We start from the raw sequence: 15,931 nt of genomic DNA, 5'->3' as shown, positions 1-15,931 counted from the left end.
GGCTCTACCAGATCCAATCGTCAACGCAGCGCCAGGTCCACGGCAATGCCGGCGAACAGCGCGGCGCCCACCCAGTTGTTGTGCAGGAACGCCTTGAAGCACGGGCCGCGCTCGCGGTTGCGGCAGATCCAGAACTCGTACACCACCAGAACGGTGGCCACCGCCACGCCGGCCAGGTAGTACCCACCCAGCCCACCACGCACGCCGACCAGCGCCATGGTGGCCAGGAACAACGCGTACAGCACGCCCTGGATGACCAGATCGAGGTCACCGAACAGGATCGCGGTGGAGTGAGAGCCCATCTTCAGGTCGTCCTCGCGGTCGACCATGGCGTACCAAGTGTCGTAGGCGGTGGACCACAGGATGTTGCCGGCATACAGCAGCCAGCCCAGCAGCGGCACCTCGCCCTGCACCGCAGCGAACGCCATCGGGATACCCCAGCCGAACGACATGCCCAGGTAGACCTGCGGCAGATGGGTGTAGCGCTTCAGGTACGGGTAGCTGGCGGCCAGGAACACGCCGATGAAGCTGAGGCCGATGGTCAGCCCGTTCAGGGTCAGCACCAGGCCGAACGCTGCCAGCATCAGCACGGCAAACAGTGCCAGCGCGGCACGGCCACTGATTGCGCCGGTGGCCAGCGGACGCGCCTTGGTACGCTCCACATGCGGATCCAGCCAGCGGTCGGCGTAGTCGTTGATGACGCAACCGGCCGAGCGGGTCAGCCACACGCCGGCGGTGAACACGAACAGGGTCCACAGCGGCGGCAGGCCGCCCGCAGCCAGCCACAACGCCCACCAGGTGGGCCACAGCAGCAGCAGCGTGCCGATCGGGCGATCAGCGCGCATCAGACTCCAGTAATGCCGCCAACGCGGCGTCGCCGGCGACTGCGGCGAAATGAGGGGGGTATCAGCCATGACGATAGGATACTCCTGCCCCTCTGGCAGGGCTTTGCCCATGGGGGGAGATTTGTTCGGCGAAACTGGATAGAATGCCGGTCCCGCACCGCTTCATGGCGCTGCGTTGCCCGCTCCGGCACTGGTCGGTGGCGCGGCGGTTCTACAACGCGCCCGTAGCTCAGCCGGATAGAGTAGTGGCTTCCGAAGCCATTGGTCGGGGGTTCGAATCCCTCCGGGCGCGCCATCTTCCCCTGCTCGTACCCGTCACTCCGGGCCTCTCGCTTGCGCTTCCACGTCAACGCAGCTCAGGAGCGAACGGCATCGAGCGATGTGCGCAACCTTGAAGATCGCGCACGACGATGGAAAGCTCCTGCCCTTTCTGCACCGCACCGGGCAGGAAGGCGCCCTTGCCGTCGTACAGGAAGGTTTCAATCTCACCACGTGCAATCACCAGGTCCGCAGCCGGCGGCTTGAGCTCTTCCAGAACAACACTGAAGGGACGCCAGGCCAGACCGTGTTCGTCGCGGATATCGGTCGATACCGCGTGTGCATGCGCCTGCCGATCCACGCTGGCCAGTGGCAGTCGTAGTGCCTGCGATCCCTCCGTACTGATCTGGAACCTGCCAAGGACCACGGCATCCACAGTTTCACTGCCGATGTAGGTGATCGTGGCCTCGGGGCACTGCACGGCATCGGCTGGGTGCGATGCACACGCGGCCAGGCTTGCGGTCAGGAGGGCAATGATCGGCCGGATCATGGGCTGGCACCTGGCACGTCGCTACCCTGCCCAGCGTTTGCAGCAGCGCGCGTAGTGGAAGCACCCGGCCTGCGCGCGTAGCTGTAATCCGGATCGCGGCAGGCGCGCATGATCGGACTTCGTGCGTGCCTGATTACGCCGGGGAACCAGCACAACGCCAGCACCACGGCCCAGATCACAGCCAACCAGAACCATCGGCCCAAGGCACAGGCCCAGATCATGGGCAATGCAGCCAGCAGCACGATGATCTGCGTATGCAGCAGGTAGAGCGTGTGCAGGCCCAAGCGGGGATCCGAGCGCAGCATCACGCCACATCCCCTGCATGCCGTCTTCGCCTGCCGTCTCGATGCGGAAAGCAGCGGGAATCGCTGCCCGGCAGCGCCGCAAAGTGGACAGGTGAAGGTCAGCAGGCGCATCAGGCAAGCTCCTCTCTGTCGATTGACATCAACTGCCGGGCACGAAGCCGAGCCTAGCATGAGCCTGTTAGGGGCCGCCGCAAACAACAACGCCGGGCATGGCCCGGCGTTGTGTTCAAAACAGTCGAGCATGGCTCGACTCTACAAGAGCGAATCAATACTTGCCGTCAAACGCAAAAATCGGCTTACGCTGCTTCCACGCACCGGCGGTGAAGTCCGGGAACTCCAGCGTCTGGAAGCTGTTGGCGATCGACTGCTCGCTCAGCGGGGTGATCGCGCTCCAGGTCACCGCGTCATAGATGTCGATCGGCATCGGCGCCTTGGCCTTCAGCGCCTCGACAAACGCGTGGATGACGAACCAGTCCATGCCACCATGACCAGCGCTGGCAGCGGTCTCGGCATTCTGCTTCCACAGCGGGTGCTCATACTCGTCCTGGTACTTCTTGAACTCTTCCCACTGGTGCGGCGGGCTGCGGCCTTCGATGTGGATCGAATGGTTCACATCCATCCACAGGCCCTTGGTGCCCTGCACGCGGAAGCCCATCGAGTACGGGCGCGGCAGCGAGGTGTCGTGCTGCAGCAGGATGGTCTCGCCGTTCTCGCAGGCCAGCGTGGTGGTCACGATGTCGCCCAGCTTGAACTTCACCTTGGTGCTGGGATGGGTGGTGCCGCCACTCTTGGCCACGGTGTATTCGTGCAGGCCACGCGCCTTGGTCGCGAAGGCGTTGATGTGGGTGAAGCGGTTGCCACGGTTGATGCCGGTGTACATCGCGCACGGGCCGATGCCGTGGCTGGGGTAGAGCTCGCCATTGCGCTCCACCGAATGCTCGGTGCGCCAGCGGGCTTCGCTCCAGCCCTTGGGACCGAACTCAACGCCGCTGTCATACGGCTGGTTCGGGTCACCGGAATTGAACTTCACGCCGCGCAGGTCGTGCTGGTAGCCGGCCTGCAGGTGTACCAGTTCGCCGAACAGGCCCTGGCGCACCATCTGCAGCGCGGCCATCACGTCGCGGCGGTAGCAGACGTTCTCCAGCAGCATGTAGGGCGTGCCGGTACTCAACTGGGTCTTCAACACGTCCCAGTGGTCCTGCAGGGTGATGCCGGCCACTACTTCACAGCCCACTGCCACGCCGGCCTGCATCGCAGCAATCGCCATCGGCGCGTGGTACTCCCACGGCGTGGCAATGATCACGCCATCAATGCCCTTCTGTTCCAGCAGGCGCTTCCAGGCATTGGTGTCGCGGTCCTGGCCGTAGGTCTTCGGTGCCGGCTTGCCGGCCTTGCTGACCATCTCCACGGCGCGGCCGAGCATGATCGGCTCGATATCGCAGACGGCGACCACCTCGACGTCGTCGCGGCGCACCAGTTCCTTCAGCAGCACCAGGCCACGCATGCCGGTACCGATCATGGCCAGGCGCACCTTGCGCCCGCGTGCCCAGGCCGGGGTCTGCGGCAACAGGCTGCTGGCGGCGACAGCGGCGCTGGCCGCGATGAATTCCCTACGCTTCATGGCAAACATCTCTCCTCTTGGCAGCGTGCCGGCCGCAGCCGGCACGCCAGGTCACGCAAACGGAATTACTTGAACCGGTAACCGACAGTCACACTGTAACCACGACCGAAGATCGTTGCGTAGTCACTGGAGTCACCCAGGAAGCTGTTCGGATCGTAGAACGGCAGGCGGTTGAACAGGTTCTTGACCGTGAAGCTCAGATTCCACGCATCATCCGGGCGCCAGGTGACGCTCATGTTGGCGGTCCACCACGACGGTGCACCGTCGCACTTGCTCTTCTGCAGGGCCAGGTAGCCGCCGGTGCAGGTTTCCTTGTTGTTGCTCTTTTCGTCGACCTGGTCGGTGGCCCACTTGGTGCCGCCCACATAGTTGACGAACATGCTGGTGGTGACCTGCTTGTAGGTCCAGTCGGCGTTGAGCGTGGCACGCAGGCGCGGGTTGTTGTAGTAGCCCACCACGTCGCCGTAGTACCAGCCGCTCGCTTCGTCCATGTAGAAGCGGTTTCGGTTGGCGATGGTGGCAGCCAGACCGATGTTCAGGTTGCCCCAGTCACCCAGCGAGAAGCGGCTGCGCGCGTCGATGTCGAAGCCGTCGATCAGCGTCTTGCCACGGTTCTTGTACTGGCCCACCACGCTGGCCACGTTGCCGGCGGAATAGCCTGGCAGTGCCGACGGGCAGTTCACGCCGCTGGCCGGGTCGGCACACATCGCCGCCAGCTGCGCCAGGTTGGCCCGGTCGCTGTCGGTGATCGGCGAACGCGACGAGGAGATGATGTCTTCCATGCGGCGGTAGTCCGGCGCGACGATTTCATTGTCGCGGTAGATGAACCAGTAGTCGGCCGACACCGACAGCCAGGTTGCCGGCTCGTAGACGAAGCCGAGGGTGGCGATCTTCGCCTTCTCCGGCTTCAGGTCCTTGTTCGGCTGGGTCATGCGTGCCACGGTGCGACTGCAATCGACGTTCAGCATGGTCTTGCCCAGATCGACATCGCCCGGCCGCTGCGACTTCAGCAGCAGGTTGGCGATGGCGTTGGTCTCGTTGCAGCGCAGCTCGTCACGGTAGCCACCCAGCTGCGCGAACACGCCGCCGTTGCCGGATTCGGCCAGGCTCGGTGCACGGAAACCGGTCGAGTAGGTACCGCGCAGCATCAGCTGGTCGAACGCCTGGTACTTGAAGCCGATCTTCGGCGCGACGTTGGCGCTGAAGTTCGGGTACTTGTCCACGCGTACCGCCGCGTCCAGTTCCAGCTTGTCGGTGATCGGTGCCACGGTTTCGGCGAACAGCGCGTAGGTGTTGCGCTTGCCGTCGAACCAGGAGCCACCCTGCTGGGAGATCAGGCCATTGGCTGCATCGGCGTTGCCCGGGGTGTAGAAGGTCTCGCGGCTGGCATTGAAGCCGAACGCGGCGCGCATCTCGCCGGCCGGCAGCTGGAACAGCGGGCCTTCGATCTTGCCGTCGAGGGTGTGCAGGCGCGTCCACGACTGGATGTCGAAGGTCGGGAACGCTTCACGGATCAGTGCGGCGTTGGCTTCGCTGATCTCGCCGAACTTGTACGCCGGGTGGTCGGAGATGATCACGCGGCCGGTGCCCGGATCGATCGAGTACGGGCCGAACGCCTTCTCGAAGCCCTTGATGTTGACGTTGATCGTCTGGTACGTGGTGGAGTGCGTACCGGCGCTGGCGAACGCGGTCTCCCAGTTCCAGTCACCCCGGTTGCCACGCGCACCGGCCAGCACGCGGTAGCTCTTGTCGGTGTTGCGCTGGCCGAAGTAGTTCGGGCCGGCATCCTGCAGCAGGTAATTCAGGCCGACCACACCGCCCATCATCGCCTTCATTTCCGGGCTGGCGTGGTTGTACTCGTTGTTCGGGCCCAGGAACGGGTACAGGAACTGGTTGACGGTGTTGCCGGTGTTGCGCGAGAACCAGCTGGTCGGGTTGCCGGTGGTGGTGCCGTAGGTGCGCGGCGTGCCGCCGTTGGCGCGCAGGTCGATGTCGGTGTAGGTCGCCTCGGCGAAGATCTCGGTGCTGTCACCCACCAGGAACGTGCCGTTGAGGTAGGCGGTGTTGCGCTCGGACTTGGCGCCGGCATCGATCTCGTTGTTCATCCAGGTTTCCCAGACGCAACGCGGACCGGCCGCTTCACTGGTCAGCACGTTCTTGCAGCCCGGCGCAGCTTCCTGCACGCGGCGGCCAGTGACCGGATCGAAGGCGAAGTAGCTGCCCGGGTTGAACTCGCCCGGCTTGCTGCCCACGCCCAGGCGCAGGTCGTTGAGGTAGTTCGGCTTGTTGACGTAGTACTGGTCGGGCCGCTTGTCGTAGAAGTCGCTCAGCGGGATCGCGTCGCGGCGGTACATGTTCACCGCGCCGTAGATGTTGAAGCGGTTCTCGGTCAGGTCACCGAAGCCGGCGGTGATGCTGGCCTGGCGCTCGCCGTAGGAATCGATGCGCGACGAGGTGTCGTTGGTGAAGCTGACCTCGGCACCCTGGAAGTTGCGCTTGGTGATCACGTTGATCACACCGGCCACCGCGTCGGTGCCGTACACCGCCGAGGCGCCGTCGGTCAGCACTTCCATGCGCTCGATGGCCGCAGCCGGGATCGCATCGATGTTGACGAACTGGGTCTGGAAGCCGGCCGGCGCACCGTAGTACGACAGGCGACGACCGTTCAGCAGCACCAGCGTGCCCTGTGCGCCGAGGCCACGCAGGTTGGCCTGCGAGGCACCATCGGAGCCGGTGAACAGCGAACGCGCATCCTGCTGCGCCGGGCGTGCGGCCGGCAGATTGTCCAGCACCTGCAGCAGCGTGCGCGCACCCATGTTCTGGATGTCCTGCTTGCTGATCACCTGCACCGGCGAGGCGGTTTCAACGTCGGTGCGGCGGATGTTGGAGCCGGTGACCTCGATGCGGGCCAGGTCGGTGGCCTTGTCCTTGCTCTCCTGGGCGAAGGCAGGAACGGCGACCGACAACAGCACGCCGGCAATGGCCAGCGACAGCGGAGCGATGGAACGACAGGGGGGGCGGTGGTGGCGTGCGGGCAACATCGGGGTTCTCTCCTGGCAGGGGTGCGGCGCGAAAAGTGAGCGCGTGGGCGTTCGGCGGGCAAAACGCTCCCGGGCCACGGCCATGAGGGCCGTAGTCGGAATGGGCGGGGGGAGGAGCGGTGTTACGTAGGGGTCATGGGGCGACGATGCTGGCGGAGTCGCCCTCCTGGCCGATCAGCACGGCGTTGGCCCAGTTGGCACAGACCTGGGCGGGTTGGCTGCCCTGCGCACCCAGCGTGCGCAGGCTCAGGGTGGAAAGGCCACGGATGTCCAGCTCCGGCTTGACCACGCCGGGCGCCTTCACCAGGCCGCTGTCGTACAGCAGGCGGTTGTCACCCCAGACCTGGAACTGCAGGCCACCGGCAGTGCGGCAGGCGTCGTCGATGCCGAGATCGGCACGCAGCAGGTGCCAGCCTCCCTGCAGACGCAGGTCGATGCGGCTGTTGGCGCCGACGCCCAGGCCACGACGGAACTGCAGGCCGTTCATGCGCATGCCGGCGTCGCCACGGAACGACTGGTCGGTGCGCACCTGGCTGGCCAGCGCGGCCGGCACCGGCAGCTCGGAGAGATAGCGCTGCCGGGCCGGTCGCTCCGGTTCCTGGTGTTCAAGAATGTGGAAGGTGGACAAGGCGATCGGGCCGACATCGCGCGGCTGCAATGCGTCGAAGGCGCGGGCGCTGCCCTGTGCGGCAATGACCATCGGGTCGGTGCTGCTGGCGCCGTCGCCTTCGGGGTTCTGCACGCTCAGCACGCGGAAACGCAGGAGGCGGCCGGCGTGGGCCGGGAAGTCGATGCGCTGCACGCCTTCCTTCAGCTGCAGGCGGCCGCGGGCGATCGGCTCGCCCCACTCGCCATTGCTGTCGCCGAGGTAGACCTCGTAGTCGCGTACCTGGCCGTGCTTCCAGTTCTTATCGTTGCGCGGCGCGATGTCGATGCCGTCGATCATCCTGCGCTCGCCGAAGCCGATCACCCACTCGTGCGCACCGGTGCGCACGGCCTGGTTGCGCACGCTGCGGAACCAGGTGCCCGGATCATCATCGAAGGCATTCTCCAGCGCATGGCCGGGTTCTTCGGCCGGGCGATTGACCACCAGCAGGCTGTCGGCCGGCAGTTCGCGGCCCAGCACCGGCGCGGCCGGATAGGCATCGTCGGCGGCCGCGGCAGCCACCGCGAAGTCCAGCTGCAGCTGCAGCGGCTGGCGGATGTCCTGGGTGGCGGTACGCACGTGCAGCGTGCCACGGCGCTCCTGGGCATCGAAGTACCAGCCTTCGCTGGCGTTGTTGAACGCCGCCGCATCGGCCAACGCCGGCAGCGCGCGACCACCGGCCTGCACCGCGCGCGGCGCCTGGCGGCTGAGCACGCGCAGGCCATAGCGACGCTGCGCCAGCTGGCCGTTGTACTGGCCCTGCACGGCATCAATCTGCACCTGCACCGGGCCGCTGCCCTGCGCCGGCGCCTGCACGCGGATCTGCTGCGTGCTCGATTCGCCCTGCTGGTAGCGGCGGGTGTTGCCGTCGTCTTCGTACAGCGTGTACTGCGAATCGCCCTGCGGGTACAGGTCGAACGTCACCTCATCGAGTGGCTTTTCGCCATCGAACAGCATCGACGGGTACATCGGCAGGATCGCACCGGCACGCACGAACACCGGCAGCGTGGCCAGATCCACCTGGCGGTCGAGCTGGCGGCCATCGGCGGCGGCCTGCACACGGCGGCCGTCCCAGTAGTCGATCCAGCCACCAGCCGGCAGATGGATGTCGCGGCGCCAGCCACGGCTTGCCGCCTGGCTGCGGTACACCGGCGCCACCAGCAGATCGCGGCCGAGCAGGAACTGGTACTTGTAGGTTTCATCCTGCGCATGCGGATCGCGCGGGTTGTCCCACATCAGGCCACGCACCGGCGGTGCGCCTGTCTGCGCAGCCTCGTGCACCAGCCCGTACATGTACGGGGTCAGGCGCATCTTCAACTTCAGGTAATCGCGGTTGATGCTGCGGTAGGGCTCGTCGTACCACCACGGGTGCTTGCGCGCGTTCGACGACCAGCCGCTCATGCCCATCAGCACCGGGGTGAACGCCTTCCACTGCAGGTCGCGGGTGAAGGTCTCGGCGCTGCCGCCGAAGATCGCATCGACGTCGCCGCTGGCGTAGGCCATGCCGGACAGCCCCGAACCGACCAGGGTCGGCACGTGCCAGCGGATGTAATCCCAGCTGCTGCTCTGGTCGCCGGTCCATGCCACGGCATAGCGCTGGATGCCGGCCCAGCCCATCACCGTCCACAGGAACGGGCGCGAATCGGAATTGTCGAGGATGCCGTTGAACGCCTGGCGGTTGGCGTCCATCGCAAACTGGTAGCCTTTGCCGGTCCAGGCCACGTCCAGCTTCTGCACGCGGCTGCCGGCCTTGCCCACTTCCCAGGCGATCTTGTCGACACCGTTCTCGGTCCACAGGCCGGTGCGGAAACCATAGCCGGCCAGGCCCTTCACTGTTTCCGGCAACTGCTTGTAACCGCAGCCGTAACCATCGTTCGGCAGGATCCAGCCACCGGGCATGTCGTTGGCGCGGTACTGCTTGGCCACGCTGTCGATCACATCCGGGGTGGTGCCGGTCGGGCCGTCACTCCAGCCTTCGGGCACGGTGCCGGGCTTCTTGGCATTGTCACCGTCGTTGTAGCAATCGGCATCGCCGTAGGACAGCGCCCAACGCGCGACCATGTTCGGGCGGCCGGTCAGCTGGGTATAGCGCTCGATCAGTTTCGGCAGATCGGCGCCGACGAAGTAGTACGCATCGAAGCGGTCTTCGCGGTGCAGCAGCGTGGCCTGGTCAGCCTCGCGCAGGTCGTAGCTGCCATCGCTCCACGTGTTGCGCAGCATGCCCCAGCCGCGGCTGCTCAGCAGCATCGGTGCCGGGCTGGGGCGGTCGCCCTCTTCCCAGCCGCCGGAATAGGACACTTCCAGCTCGCGGCCCTTGAACTGGTAACGGCCATTCTGCTGGCCACCACCGTAATAGCCTTCATCGGCCTGCGAGGACAGCACCTGCACGCTCTGCGTGGCATCTAGGTCCAGCGGCTGCAGTTCCTGCCACAGCGCGGTGGGCTGACCGTTGTCCAAGCGCTCCAGGCGCAGGCGCAGCGGTTGCCGCTGCACATGCAGCACCAGCGCATCGGTGCGTACGCGGATTTCCTGCGCGTCTTCTTCCAGCTGCGCCTGCACGTTCGCCTTGGGCTGCGGCAGCACGATCGGCGCGGCCTTGTCGCCTGCACCGGTGAGCTTGCCGTTGCGGCCGGCCTGCACGCGGATGATGTCGGTGGCCGGCAGTTCGATGCGGATGCGCGCGCCCTTGTCGGTCTGCAGATCCCAGCCCTGCACGCCGTCGCGGCTGGCGCTGGCGCTGACCGAACGCAGGTTGCCGACCGGCTCGGCCCGGGCCGGCATGGACGCCAGCATCAATGCCGGCAACAGGGCCAGCATCAGCGGCGAGCGACGAACGCAGATTTCCACGCGGACTCCCAACCCGTTCACCGGGCGTTTCGAAAGCGATTGGGCCGACTCTAGGGCAGCGATTCGAAAGATGTCAACAAATTGAAAGGAAAAAGGAAGATATATTCCATTGAAACGAAAGTTGTTGCGCCGCAATACTTTGTGTAAGCGCTTGCAGGCGCCTGTTAAGCATTGTGCGATACGGCATCCGGCCGGTTCTTTCGTTTTCCCAAGCACTCCCGGGCGGGAAAGTCACCACGCCATTTTCTTTCTTTTTACTTTCGCTATTTGACATTTCGAAAGAAAACACAGATGGTGCGCTGGCCCAACTGGAACCTCCGAATGGACGTCACCCTGCTTTCCGATGTGTCCGCCTGGCAGCGCCTTGGCGGAGCCGATACCGCTACCGAAATCGCCCAGCAGCCTGCGCTGTGGGAAGCCCTCGCACAGGACCTGTCGCGTGCCCGCGACCGCCTGCAGGCCTTCCTCGGCGACAGCCTCAACGATCCCAACCAGCGCGTGCTGTTCACCGGCGCCGGCAGCTCCGGCTTCATCGCCGAAATGGTGGCCGATGCCATCAACGCGCAATGGCAGGCCGATGTGCGCGTGGTGCACACCACCAGCCTGCTGACCCACCCGGCGCTGTACCTGCAGCGCGACCGCCCGACCCTGCTGGTCTCGTTCGGCCGCAGCGGCTCCAGCCCGGAAAGCGTGGCGGCGGTGGACCGCGTGCGCAGCGACGTGGATGACGCGCGCTTCCTCGACATCACCTGCAATGCCGATGGCGAACTGGCCCGTCGTGGCGCCGGCCGTGCCGATACCTGCACTCTGCTGATGCCGTCGGCCAGCTGCGACCGTGCCTTCGCCATGACCAGCAGCCTGACCTGCATGCTGCTGGCCGCACTGACCGTGTTCGATCGTTCGCCGTGGGATGCGCGTGTGGCGCGCCTGAAGCAGATCGCCGCGCTGGCCCGCGAAGGCCAGGCACAGTGGGATGCACCGGTGGCGGCGCTGGCACAGCGCCCGTTCAACCGCATCATCTACCTCGGCAGCGGCCCGCTGGAAGCGCTGGCACGCGAGTGCGCGCTGAAGGTGCTGGAACTGACCGCCGGCCGCGTGCTGGCGCTGGCCAACACCCCGCTGGGCTTCCGCCACGGCCCGAAGTCGACGCTGGACGGCAACACCCTGGTGGTGGTGCTGCGCAGCGTGCAGCCGCTGGCGCGCCGCTACGAACAGGACCTGCTGGAAGAACTGCGCCGCGATGGCGTGGCCGGCCAGGTGCTGGCGATCGGCCCGCATTCGGACATCGGTGCGGACGACGAGTACACCCTCACCGTACCGGCACTGGATGATCCGTGGCTGGCGCCGGTGTGGCTGGGCTTTGCGCAGCTGTTCGCGCTGCAGCGCTCGGCTGCGCTGGGCCTGACTCCGGACAATCCGTTCCCGGACGGCACCGTCAACCGCGTGGTCAAGGGCGTCACCATCCACCATGGCTGAGCTGATCGCCCACGCCTGCTACGGCATCGACATCGGCGGCACCAAGATCGAGCTGGTGGCGTGCGATGCGGCGATGCAGGTCACCTGGCGCCGCCGCGTGGCCACGCCGCAGGGCGACTACGACGGTTTCCTGCAGGCGGTGGTGACCCTGGTCGCCGAGGCCGATGCCGCGCTGGGCCGCAGTGATGCGGCGATCGGCATCGCCCTGCCCGGCGTGCGCGACCGCCGCAGCGGCCGCCAGCTCAGCGCGAACGTGCCGGCGTTGACCGGCCACAGCGTGGCGGCCGACCTGCAGGCGCGCCTGCAGCGGCCGCTGCATTTCGGTAACGACCTGCAGTGTTTTGCCCTGTCGGAAGCACACGGCGGTGCCGCTGACGGCTACCCCAGCATGTTCGGCGCCATCCTCGGCACAGGCGCGGGCGGTGGTTTCTGCCTGCACGGCCGCCTGCTGTCCGGTTTCAACGGGCTGGCCGGCGAATGGGGCCACTGGAGCGTGCCCGGTCATCTGCTGCAGCGCCACGGCCTGCCGCTGATCGACTGCGCCTGTGGCCTGCAGGGCTGCGTGGAGCGCTATGTGTCCGGCAGCGGCGTGGCGATGATCGAACGCCACCTCGGTGGCAGCGCCGCAGATGCCAGCGCGGTGATTGCATTGGCCGAAGCCGGCGACGCCCGCGCGCGCAAGGCGCTGGACATCCATCGCGACCTGCTCGGCCATAGTCTGGCGGCGCTGGTGCTGGCGCTGGACCCGCACGTGATCGTGCTCGGCGGCGGCCTTTCGCAGTACGCGCCGCTGTACGAGCACCTGCCCGCCGCCATCGCCGCCCATCTGTTCAAGGGTGTGCAGGTGCCACCGATCGTGCCGCCACGCTTCGGCGATGCCGGTGGCGCACGTGGTGCTGCCCTGCTCGCCTGCCAACCCTCGTTTTCCTGATGTCCGGAGCCTGACCATGTCCCCGTTGCAGACCCTGCTTGCCTCCCACCGCGCCGGTGCCAACGTCGGCCTGTACAGCGTCTGCTGCAGCAACGAGCAGGTGCTGCGCGCGGCCATGCACGTGGCGCTGGCACACGGCACCGTGCTGCTGATCGAGGCCACCTCCAACCAGGTCGACCAGTTCGGCGGCTACACCGGCATGACCCCGCCGCAGTACCGCGATTACGTGGGCACGCTGGCCGATGAGGAAGGCTTCCCGCGCGAACGGCTGATCCTGGGCGGTGACCACCTCGGCCCGAATGCCTGGCAGAAGCGCCCGGCCGCCGAAGCGATGACCCACGCGCGCGTGCTGATCGAAGCCTACGTCGCCGCCGGCTTCCACAAGATCCACCTGGACTGCAGCATGTCCTGCGCCGATGACCCGGTGCCGCTGCCCGATGCCATCGTCGCCGCGCGTTCGGCCGAGCTGGCCGAGATCGCCGAGCGCACCGCCGCCGAGCACGGCCTGCCGCCGCCGGTCTACGTGATCGGTACCGAAGTGCCGATTCCCGGTGGCGAAGCCTCGCTGGCCGAAGGCCTGCAGGTAACCACGCCGGCCGCCGCCGCGCAGACCCTGGCCATCCACCAGCAGGCGTTCGACACGCCGCAGCTGCGCGACGCGTGGCAGCGCGTGATCGCGATGGTGGTGCAGCCGGGCGTGGACTTCGACCACAGCAGCGTGCACGAGTACGATGCCGCAGCCGCCAGCACGCTGGCCGGCTTCCTCGAACAGCAGCCGCGCATCGTGTTCGAAGCGCATTCCACTGACTACCAGCGCGAAAGCGGCCTGCATGCACTGGTGCGCGATCACTTCGCCATCCTGAAGGTCGGCCCGGCGGCCACCTTCGCCTACCGCGAAGCACTGTTCGCGCTGGCCGCGATCGAGGCCGAGCTGCTGCCGGCCGCGCAGTGCTCGCGCCTGCCGCAGGTGCTGGACGAGGTGATGGTGGCGCAGCCGAAGTACTGGCAGTCCTACTACCAGGGCGATGAGGCGGCGCTGCGCCTGCTGCGCAGTTACTCCTTCAGCGACCGCTGCCGCTACTACTGGGGCGAGCCGGCGCTGGTGCAGGCGGTGCAGACTCTGTTCGCCAACCTGGAGCAGCATGCGCCGCCGCTGGTGCTGCTCAGCCAGTACCTGCCGGAGCAGTACCGCGCCGTGCGCGAGGGCCGCCTGGCCAACACCCCCACCGCCCTGGTGCAGCACCGTATCGGCCTGTGCCTGGGCGAATACGCCCGCGCCTGCAGCGCCAACCAGGCCGGAACCCGCACGCAGAATGCGGGCTCGGCTGCCGGCGTTCCTGCGAACGGCTAATCTCTACCTTTTCCCGCGAAACCGAGAATGGCCATGCGCAACACCCGCTCCCGCCGGCAACAGATCCTGCAGCTGCTGATCGAGCATGGCTCGGTGCAGGTGGCCGATCTGGTCGAGCGCTTCGGCGTGTCGGCGGTGACCATCCGTGCCGATCTGACCCACTTCGAGTCGCAGGGCCTGGCCAACCGTACCCATGGCGGCGCCACGCTCGTTCGTACGCCGCCGCAGGAACAGGACATCCACGAGAAAGACGCGCTGAACCTGCCGCTGAAGGAATCGATCGGTGCGCGCGCTGCGCGCCTGGTGCAGCCCGGCGACAACATCATCATCGACTCCGGCTCGACCACGATGACCCTGGCCCGCCACCTGCGCGCGCATCGCGACGTGACGGTGATGACCAACGGCCTGAACATCGCCTGGGAACTGGCCAATGCCGCGGGCATCACCGTGCTGCTGACCGGTGGGCTGCTGCGCCAGCAGTCGCTGTCGCTGCAGGGCAGCCAGGCCGAAGCCAGCCTCAACTCGTACAGCTTCGACACCCTGTTCCTGGGCGTCGATGGCCTGGACCTGCAGTTCGGCCTGACTACCCACGATGAAGCCGAAGCCCGCCTCAACCACCGCATGGTCGAGCGCGCACGCCGTATCGTGGTGCTGACCGACGCCTCCAAGTTCGGCCGCGTCAGCCTGCACCGCATCGCCCTGCTGGATCAGATCCACGCCATCATCACTGACGCCGGCATTGACGACGCAACCCGTGAGGGGCTGCAGCGGCTGGGCATCGAAGTGATCATCGCCGAGCCCACCGCATGACCGACACCCGCGCCCTGCATGGCCGCATCCTCACCCCGCTGGGTTGGCGGCGTGGCCACGTCCACTTCGATTCGCAGGTGCGCCAGTTGCAGGTGGATGACCACAGCGGCGCTGACGACCTGCAGCTGCCGGTGATCCTGCCCGGCTTCATCGACCTGCATGTGCATGGCGCGGCCGGCGTGGACCTGATGCAGGGCGGCGACGTGGCGCGAACCATCGCCCGCACCCATCTGCGCTTCGGCACCACCACGCTGCTGGCGACTACCATGACCGCCGGGCTCGACGAGATCGAGCACGCGCTGCTTGGCGTGGCCGCCACCATGGCGGCACCCGACGCCGAGGCCGCCTGTATTGCCGGCGTGCATCTGGAAGGGCCGTTCATCAGCCCGCAGCGGCTGGGCGCGCAGCCCAACCGCACCATCGAGGCGACGCTGGCGCTGGTACAGCAGCTACATGCGCTGGCGCCGATCCGGGTGATGACGCTGGCCCCGGAAATCGGTGAGCACACCGCGCTGATTCCCGCGCTCTCAGCGATGGGCATCCGCGTACAGCTCGGCCACAGCGCCGGTACCTACGAGGAAGGCGTGGCCGCGCTGCAGGCCGGTGCCTCCGGCTTCACCCACCTGTTCAACGGCATGACCGGCGTCGATCACTATCGCCCGGGCATTGCAGCGGCGGCGTTGGCACATGCGCAGTACGCCGAGATCATTCCCGACCTGCAGCACATCCACCCCGGCGTGATCCGGCTGGCCGCGCGCGCGATTCCGCGCCTGTACGCGGTGACCGACGCCACTGCCGCCACCGGCATGCCCGATGGCGAGTACGCGTTGGGCGAGCAGCGCGTGCACAAGTGTGGCGGCTGCGTGCGCCTCGCTACCGGTTCGCTGGCGGGCAGCGCACTGACCATGGACCAGGCGCTGCGCAACCTGGTGCGCGTCGGCCTGGAGCTGGCCGATGCCTCGCAACGTGTTTCCACCTTCCCGGCGGATTACCTGGGCCTGGACGATCGCGGCCGCATCGCGCCCGACGCCCGTGCCGACCTGGTGGTGCTGGACGCCGAACTGCGCCTGCAGCAGGTGGTGGTGGGCGGGCGCGTAGTTGATTTGAACGCTGCAAACGCCTGACGTGCCGCCGCTCCTTAACGCCGGAAATGCCTGACGCACCGCCTTTGTAGAGTCGGGGGGGGGGGGGGGGGGGGGCCGCGCCCCCCCCCCGGGAGCGCGGCACCACCGCGCACCCCCGGCCACCAC

At 66.9% G+C, this 15,931-nt stretch carries 11 protein-coding genes and 1 tRNA gene; 6 read left to right on the top strand and 6 right to left on the bottom strand.

Annotated elements, in window-relative coordinates; translation table 11 throughout:
- Positions 1-20 precede the first annotated feature (20 nt).
- Positions 21-914, bottom strand: a complete 894-nt coding sequence (ubiA, locus tag V3B48_RS14145; protein ID WP_329893939.1) for a 4-hydroxybenzoate octaprenyltransferase — start codon at positions 912-914, stop codon at positions 21-23.
- Positions 915-1,063: 149 nt separating this feature from the next.
- On the opposite strand from ubiA, the gene V3B48_RS14140 reads away from it, so the two are divergent.
- Positions 1,064-1,140: transfer RNA gene (locus tag V3B48_RS14140), tRNA-Arg, on the top strand.
- 51 nt (positions 1,141-1,191) lie between these two features.
- Here the strand turns inward: V3B48_RS14140 and V3B48_RS14135 are convergent.
- From V3B48_RS14135 to V3B48_RS14115, 5 genes are all read right to left on the bottom strand, one after another.
- The gene (locus V3B48_RS14135; protein WP_329893938.1) at positions 1,192-1,653 is read right to left on the bottom strand and encodes an adhesin; all 462 of its coding nucleotides are present in this window, start codon (positions 1,651-1,653) and stop codon (positions 1,192-1,194) included.
- Positions 1,650-2,069 (bottom strand): hypothetical protein, encoded by a 420-nt coding sequence (locus V3B48_RS14130; protein ID WP_125895560.1) that lies wholly within the window; start codon positions 2,067-2,069, stop codon positions 1,650-1,652. The genes V3B48_RS14135 and V3B48_RS14130 overlap by 4 nt, the downstream gene beginning before the upstream one ends.
- Positions 2,070-2,223: 154 nt before the next feature.
- Positions 2,224-3,579 carry a Gfo/Idh/MocA family oxidoreductase gene (locus V3B48_RS14125; RefSeq protein WP_106469419.1) on the bottom strand — a complete coding sequence of 452 codons (1,356 nt, stop codon included), beginning with the start codon at positions 3,577-3,579 and terminating at the stop codon, positions 2,224-2,226.
- A gap of 65 nt (positions 3,580-3,644) precedes the next feature.
- The gene (locus tag V3B48_RS14120) at positions 3,645-6,620 is read right to left on the bottom strand and encodes a TonB-dependent receptor (RefSeq protein WP_329893937.1); all 2,976 of its coding nucleotides are present in this window, start codon (positions 6,618-6,620) and stop codon (positions 3,645-3,647) included.
- 133 nt (positions 6,621-6,753) lie between these two features.
- The gene (locus tag V3B48_RS14115) at positions 6,754-10,113 is read right to left on the bottom strand and encodes a TIM-barrel domain-containing protein (protein WP_329893936.1); all 3,360 of its coding nucleotides are present in this window, start codon (positions 10,111-10,113) and stop codon (positions 6,754-6,756) included.
- Positions 10,114-10,434: 321 nt separating this feature from the next.
- Between V3B48_RS14115 and V3B48_RS14110 the strand changes: the two genes are divergently transcribed.
- The 5 genes from V3B48_RS14110 to nagA are packed head-to-tail and all read left to right on the top strand — an operon-like array spanning position 10,435 to position 15,805.
- Complete coding sequence (locus V3B48_RS14110) at positions 10,435-11,589, top strand: SIS domain-containing protein (RefSeq protein WP_329893935.1); 1,155 nt, start codon at positions 10,435-10,437, stop codon at positions 11,587-11,589.
- A complete protein-coding gene (locus V3B48_RS14105; protein ID WP_329893933.1) occupies positions 11,582-12,520 on the top strand; it encodes an ROK family protein in 939 nt (312 codons plus the stop codon). The genes V3B48_RS14110 and V3B48_RS14105 overlap by 8 nt, the downstream gene beginning before the upstream one ends.
- Positions 12,521-12,536: 16 nt before the next feature.
- Entirely contained in the window at positions 12,537-13,871 is a 1,335-nt protein-coding gene (locus V3B48_RS14100; protein WP_329893932.1) for a D-tagatose-bisphosphate aldolase, class II, non-catalytic subunit, read from the top strand.
- Positions 13,872-13,904: 33 nt separating this feature from the next.
- Entirely contained in the window at positions 13,905-14,681 is a 777-nt protein-coding gene (locus tag V3B48_RS14095; protein WP_014038836.1) for a DeoR family transcriptional regulator, read from the top strand.
- Positions 14,678-15,805: an N-acetylglucosamine-6-phosphate deacetylase gene (gene nagA, locus V3B48_RS14090; protein ID WP_329893931.1), complete on the top strand. Its 1,128-nt coding sequence runs from the start codon at positions 14,678-14,680 to the stop codon at positions 15,803-15,805. The genes V3B48_RS14095 and nagA overlap by 4 nt, the downstream gene beginning before the upstream one ends.
- Positions 15,806-15,931 lie beyond the last annotated feature (126 nt).

Source organism: Stenotrophomonas sp. SMYL20 (genome assembly GCF_036320045.1).
Lineage (GTDB): Bacteria > Pseudomonadota > Gammaproteobacteria > Xanthomonadales > Xanthomonadaceae > Stenotrophomonas > Stenotrophomonas maltophilia_A.
This window is presented reverse-complemented; position numbering and strand designations above follow the sequence as displayed.

Bases quoted from the DNA above. Each gene is read 5' to 3' on its own strand.
- ubiA (WP_329893939.1), bottom strand. From the start codon at position 914: ATGGCTGATACCCCCCTCATTTCGCCGCAGTCGCCGGCGACGCCGCGT.
- V3B48_RS14135 (WP_329893938.1), bottom strand. From the start codon at position 1,653: ATGATCCGGCCGATCATTGCCCTCCTGACCGCAAGCCTGGCCGCGTGT.
- V3B48_RS14130 (WP_125895560.1), bottom strand. From the start codon at position 2,069: ATGCGCCTGCTGACCTTCACCTGTCCACTTTGCGGCGCTGCCGGGCAG.
- V3B48_RS14125 (WP_106469419.1), bottom strand. From the start codon at position 3,579: ATGAAGCGTAGGGAATTCATCGCGGCCAGCGCCGCTGTCGCCGCCAGC.
- V3B48_RS14120 (WP_329893937.1), bottom strand. From the start codon at position 6,620: ATGTTGCCCGCACGCCACCACCGCCCCCCCTGTCGTTCCATCGCTCCG.
- V3B48_RS14110 (WP_329893935.1), top strand. From the start codon at position 10,435: ATGGACGTCACCCTGCTTTCCGATGTGTCCGCCTGGCAGCGCCTTGGC.
- V3B48_RS14105 (WP_329893933.1), top strand. From the start codon at position 11,582: ATGGCTGAGCTGATCGCCCACGCCTGCTACGGCATCGACATCGGCGGC.
- V3B48_RS14100 (WP_329893932.1), top strand. From the start codon at position 12,537: ATGTCCCCGTTGCAGACCCTGCTTGCCTCCCACCGCGCCGGTGCCAAC.
- V3B48_RS14095 (WP_014038836.1), top strand. From the start codon at position 13,905: ATGCGCAACACCCGCTCCCGCCGGCAACAGATCCTGCAGCTGCTGATC.
- nagA (WP_329893931.1), top strand. From the start codon at position 14,678: ATGACCGACACCCGCGCCCTGCATGGCCGCATCCTCACCCCGCTGGGT.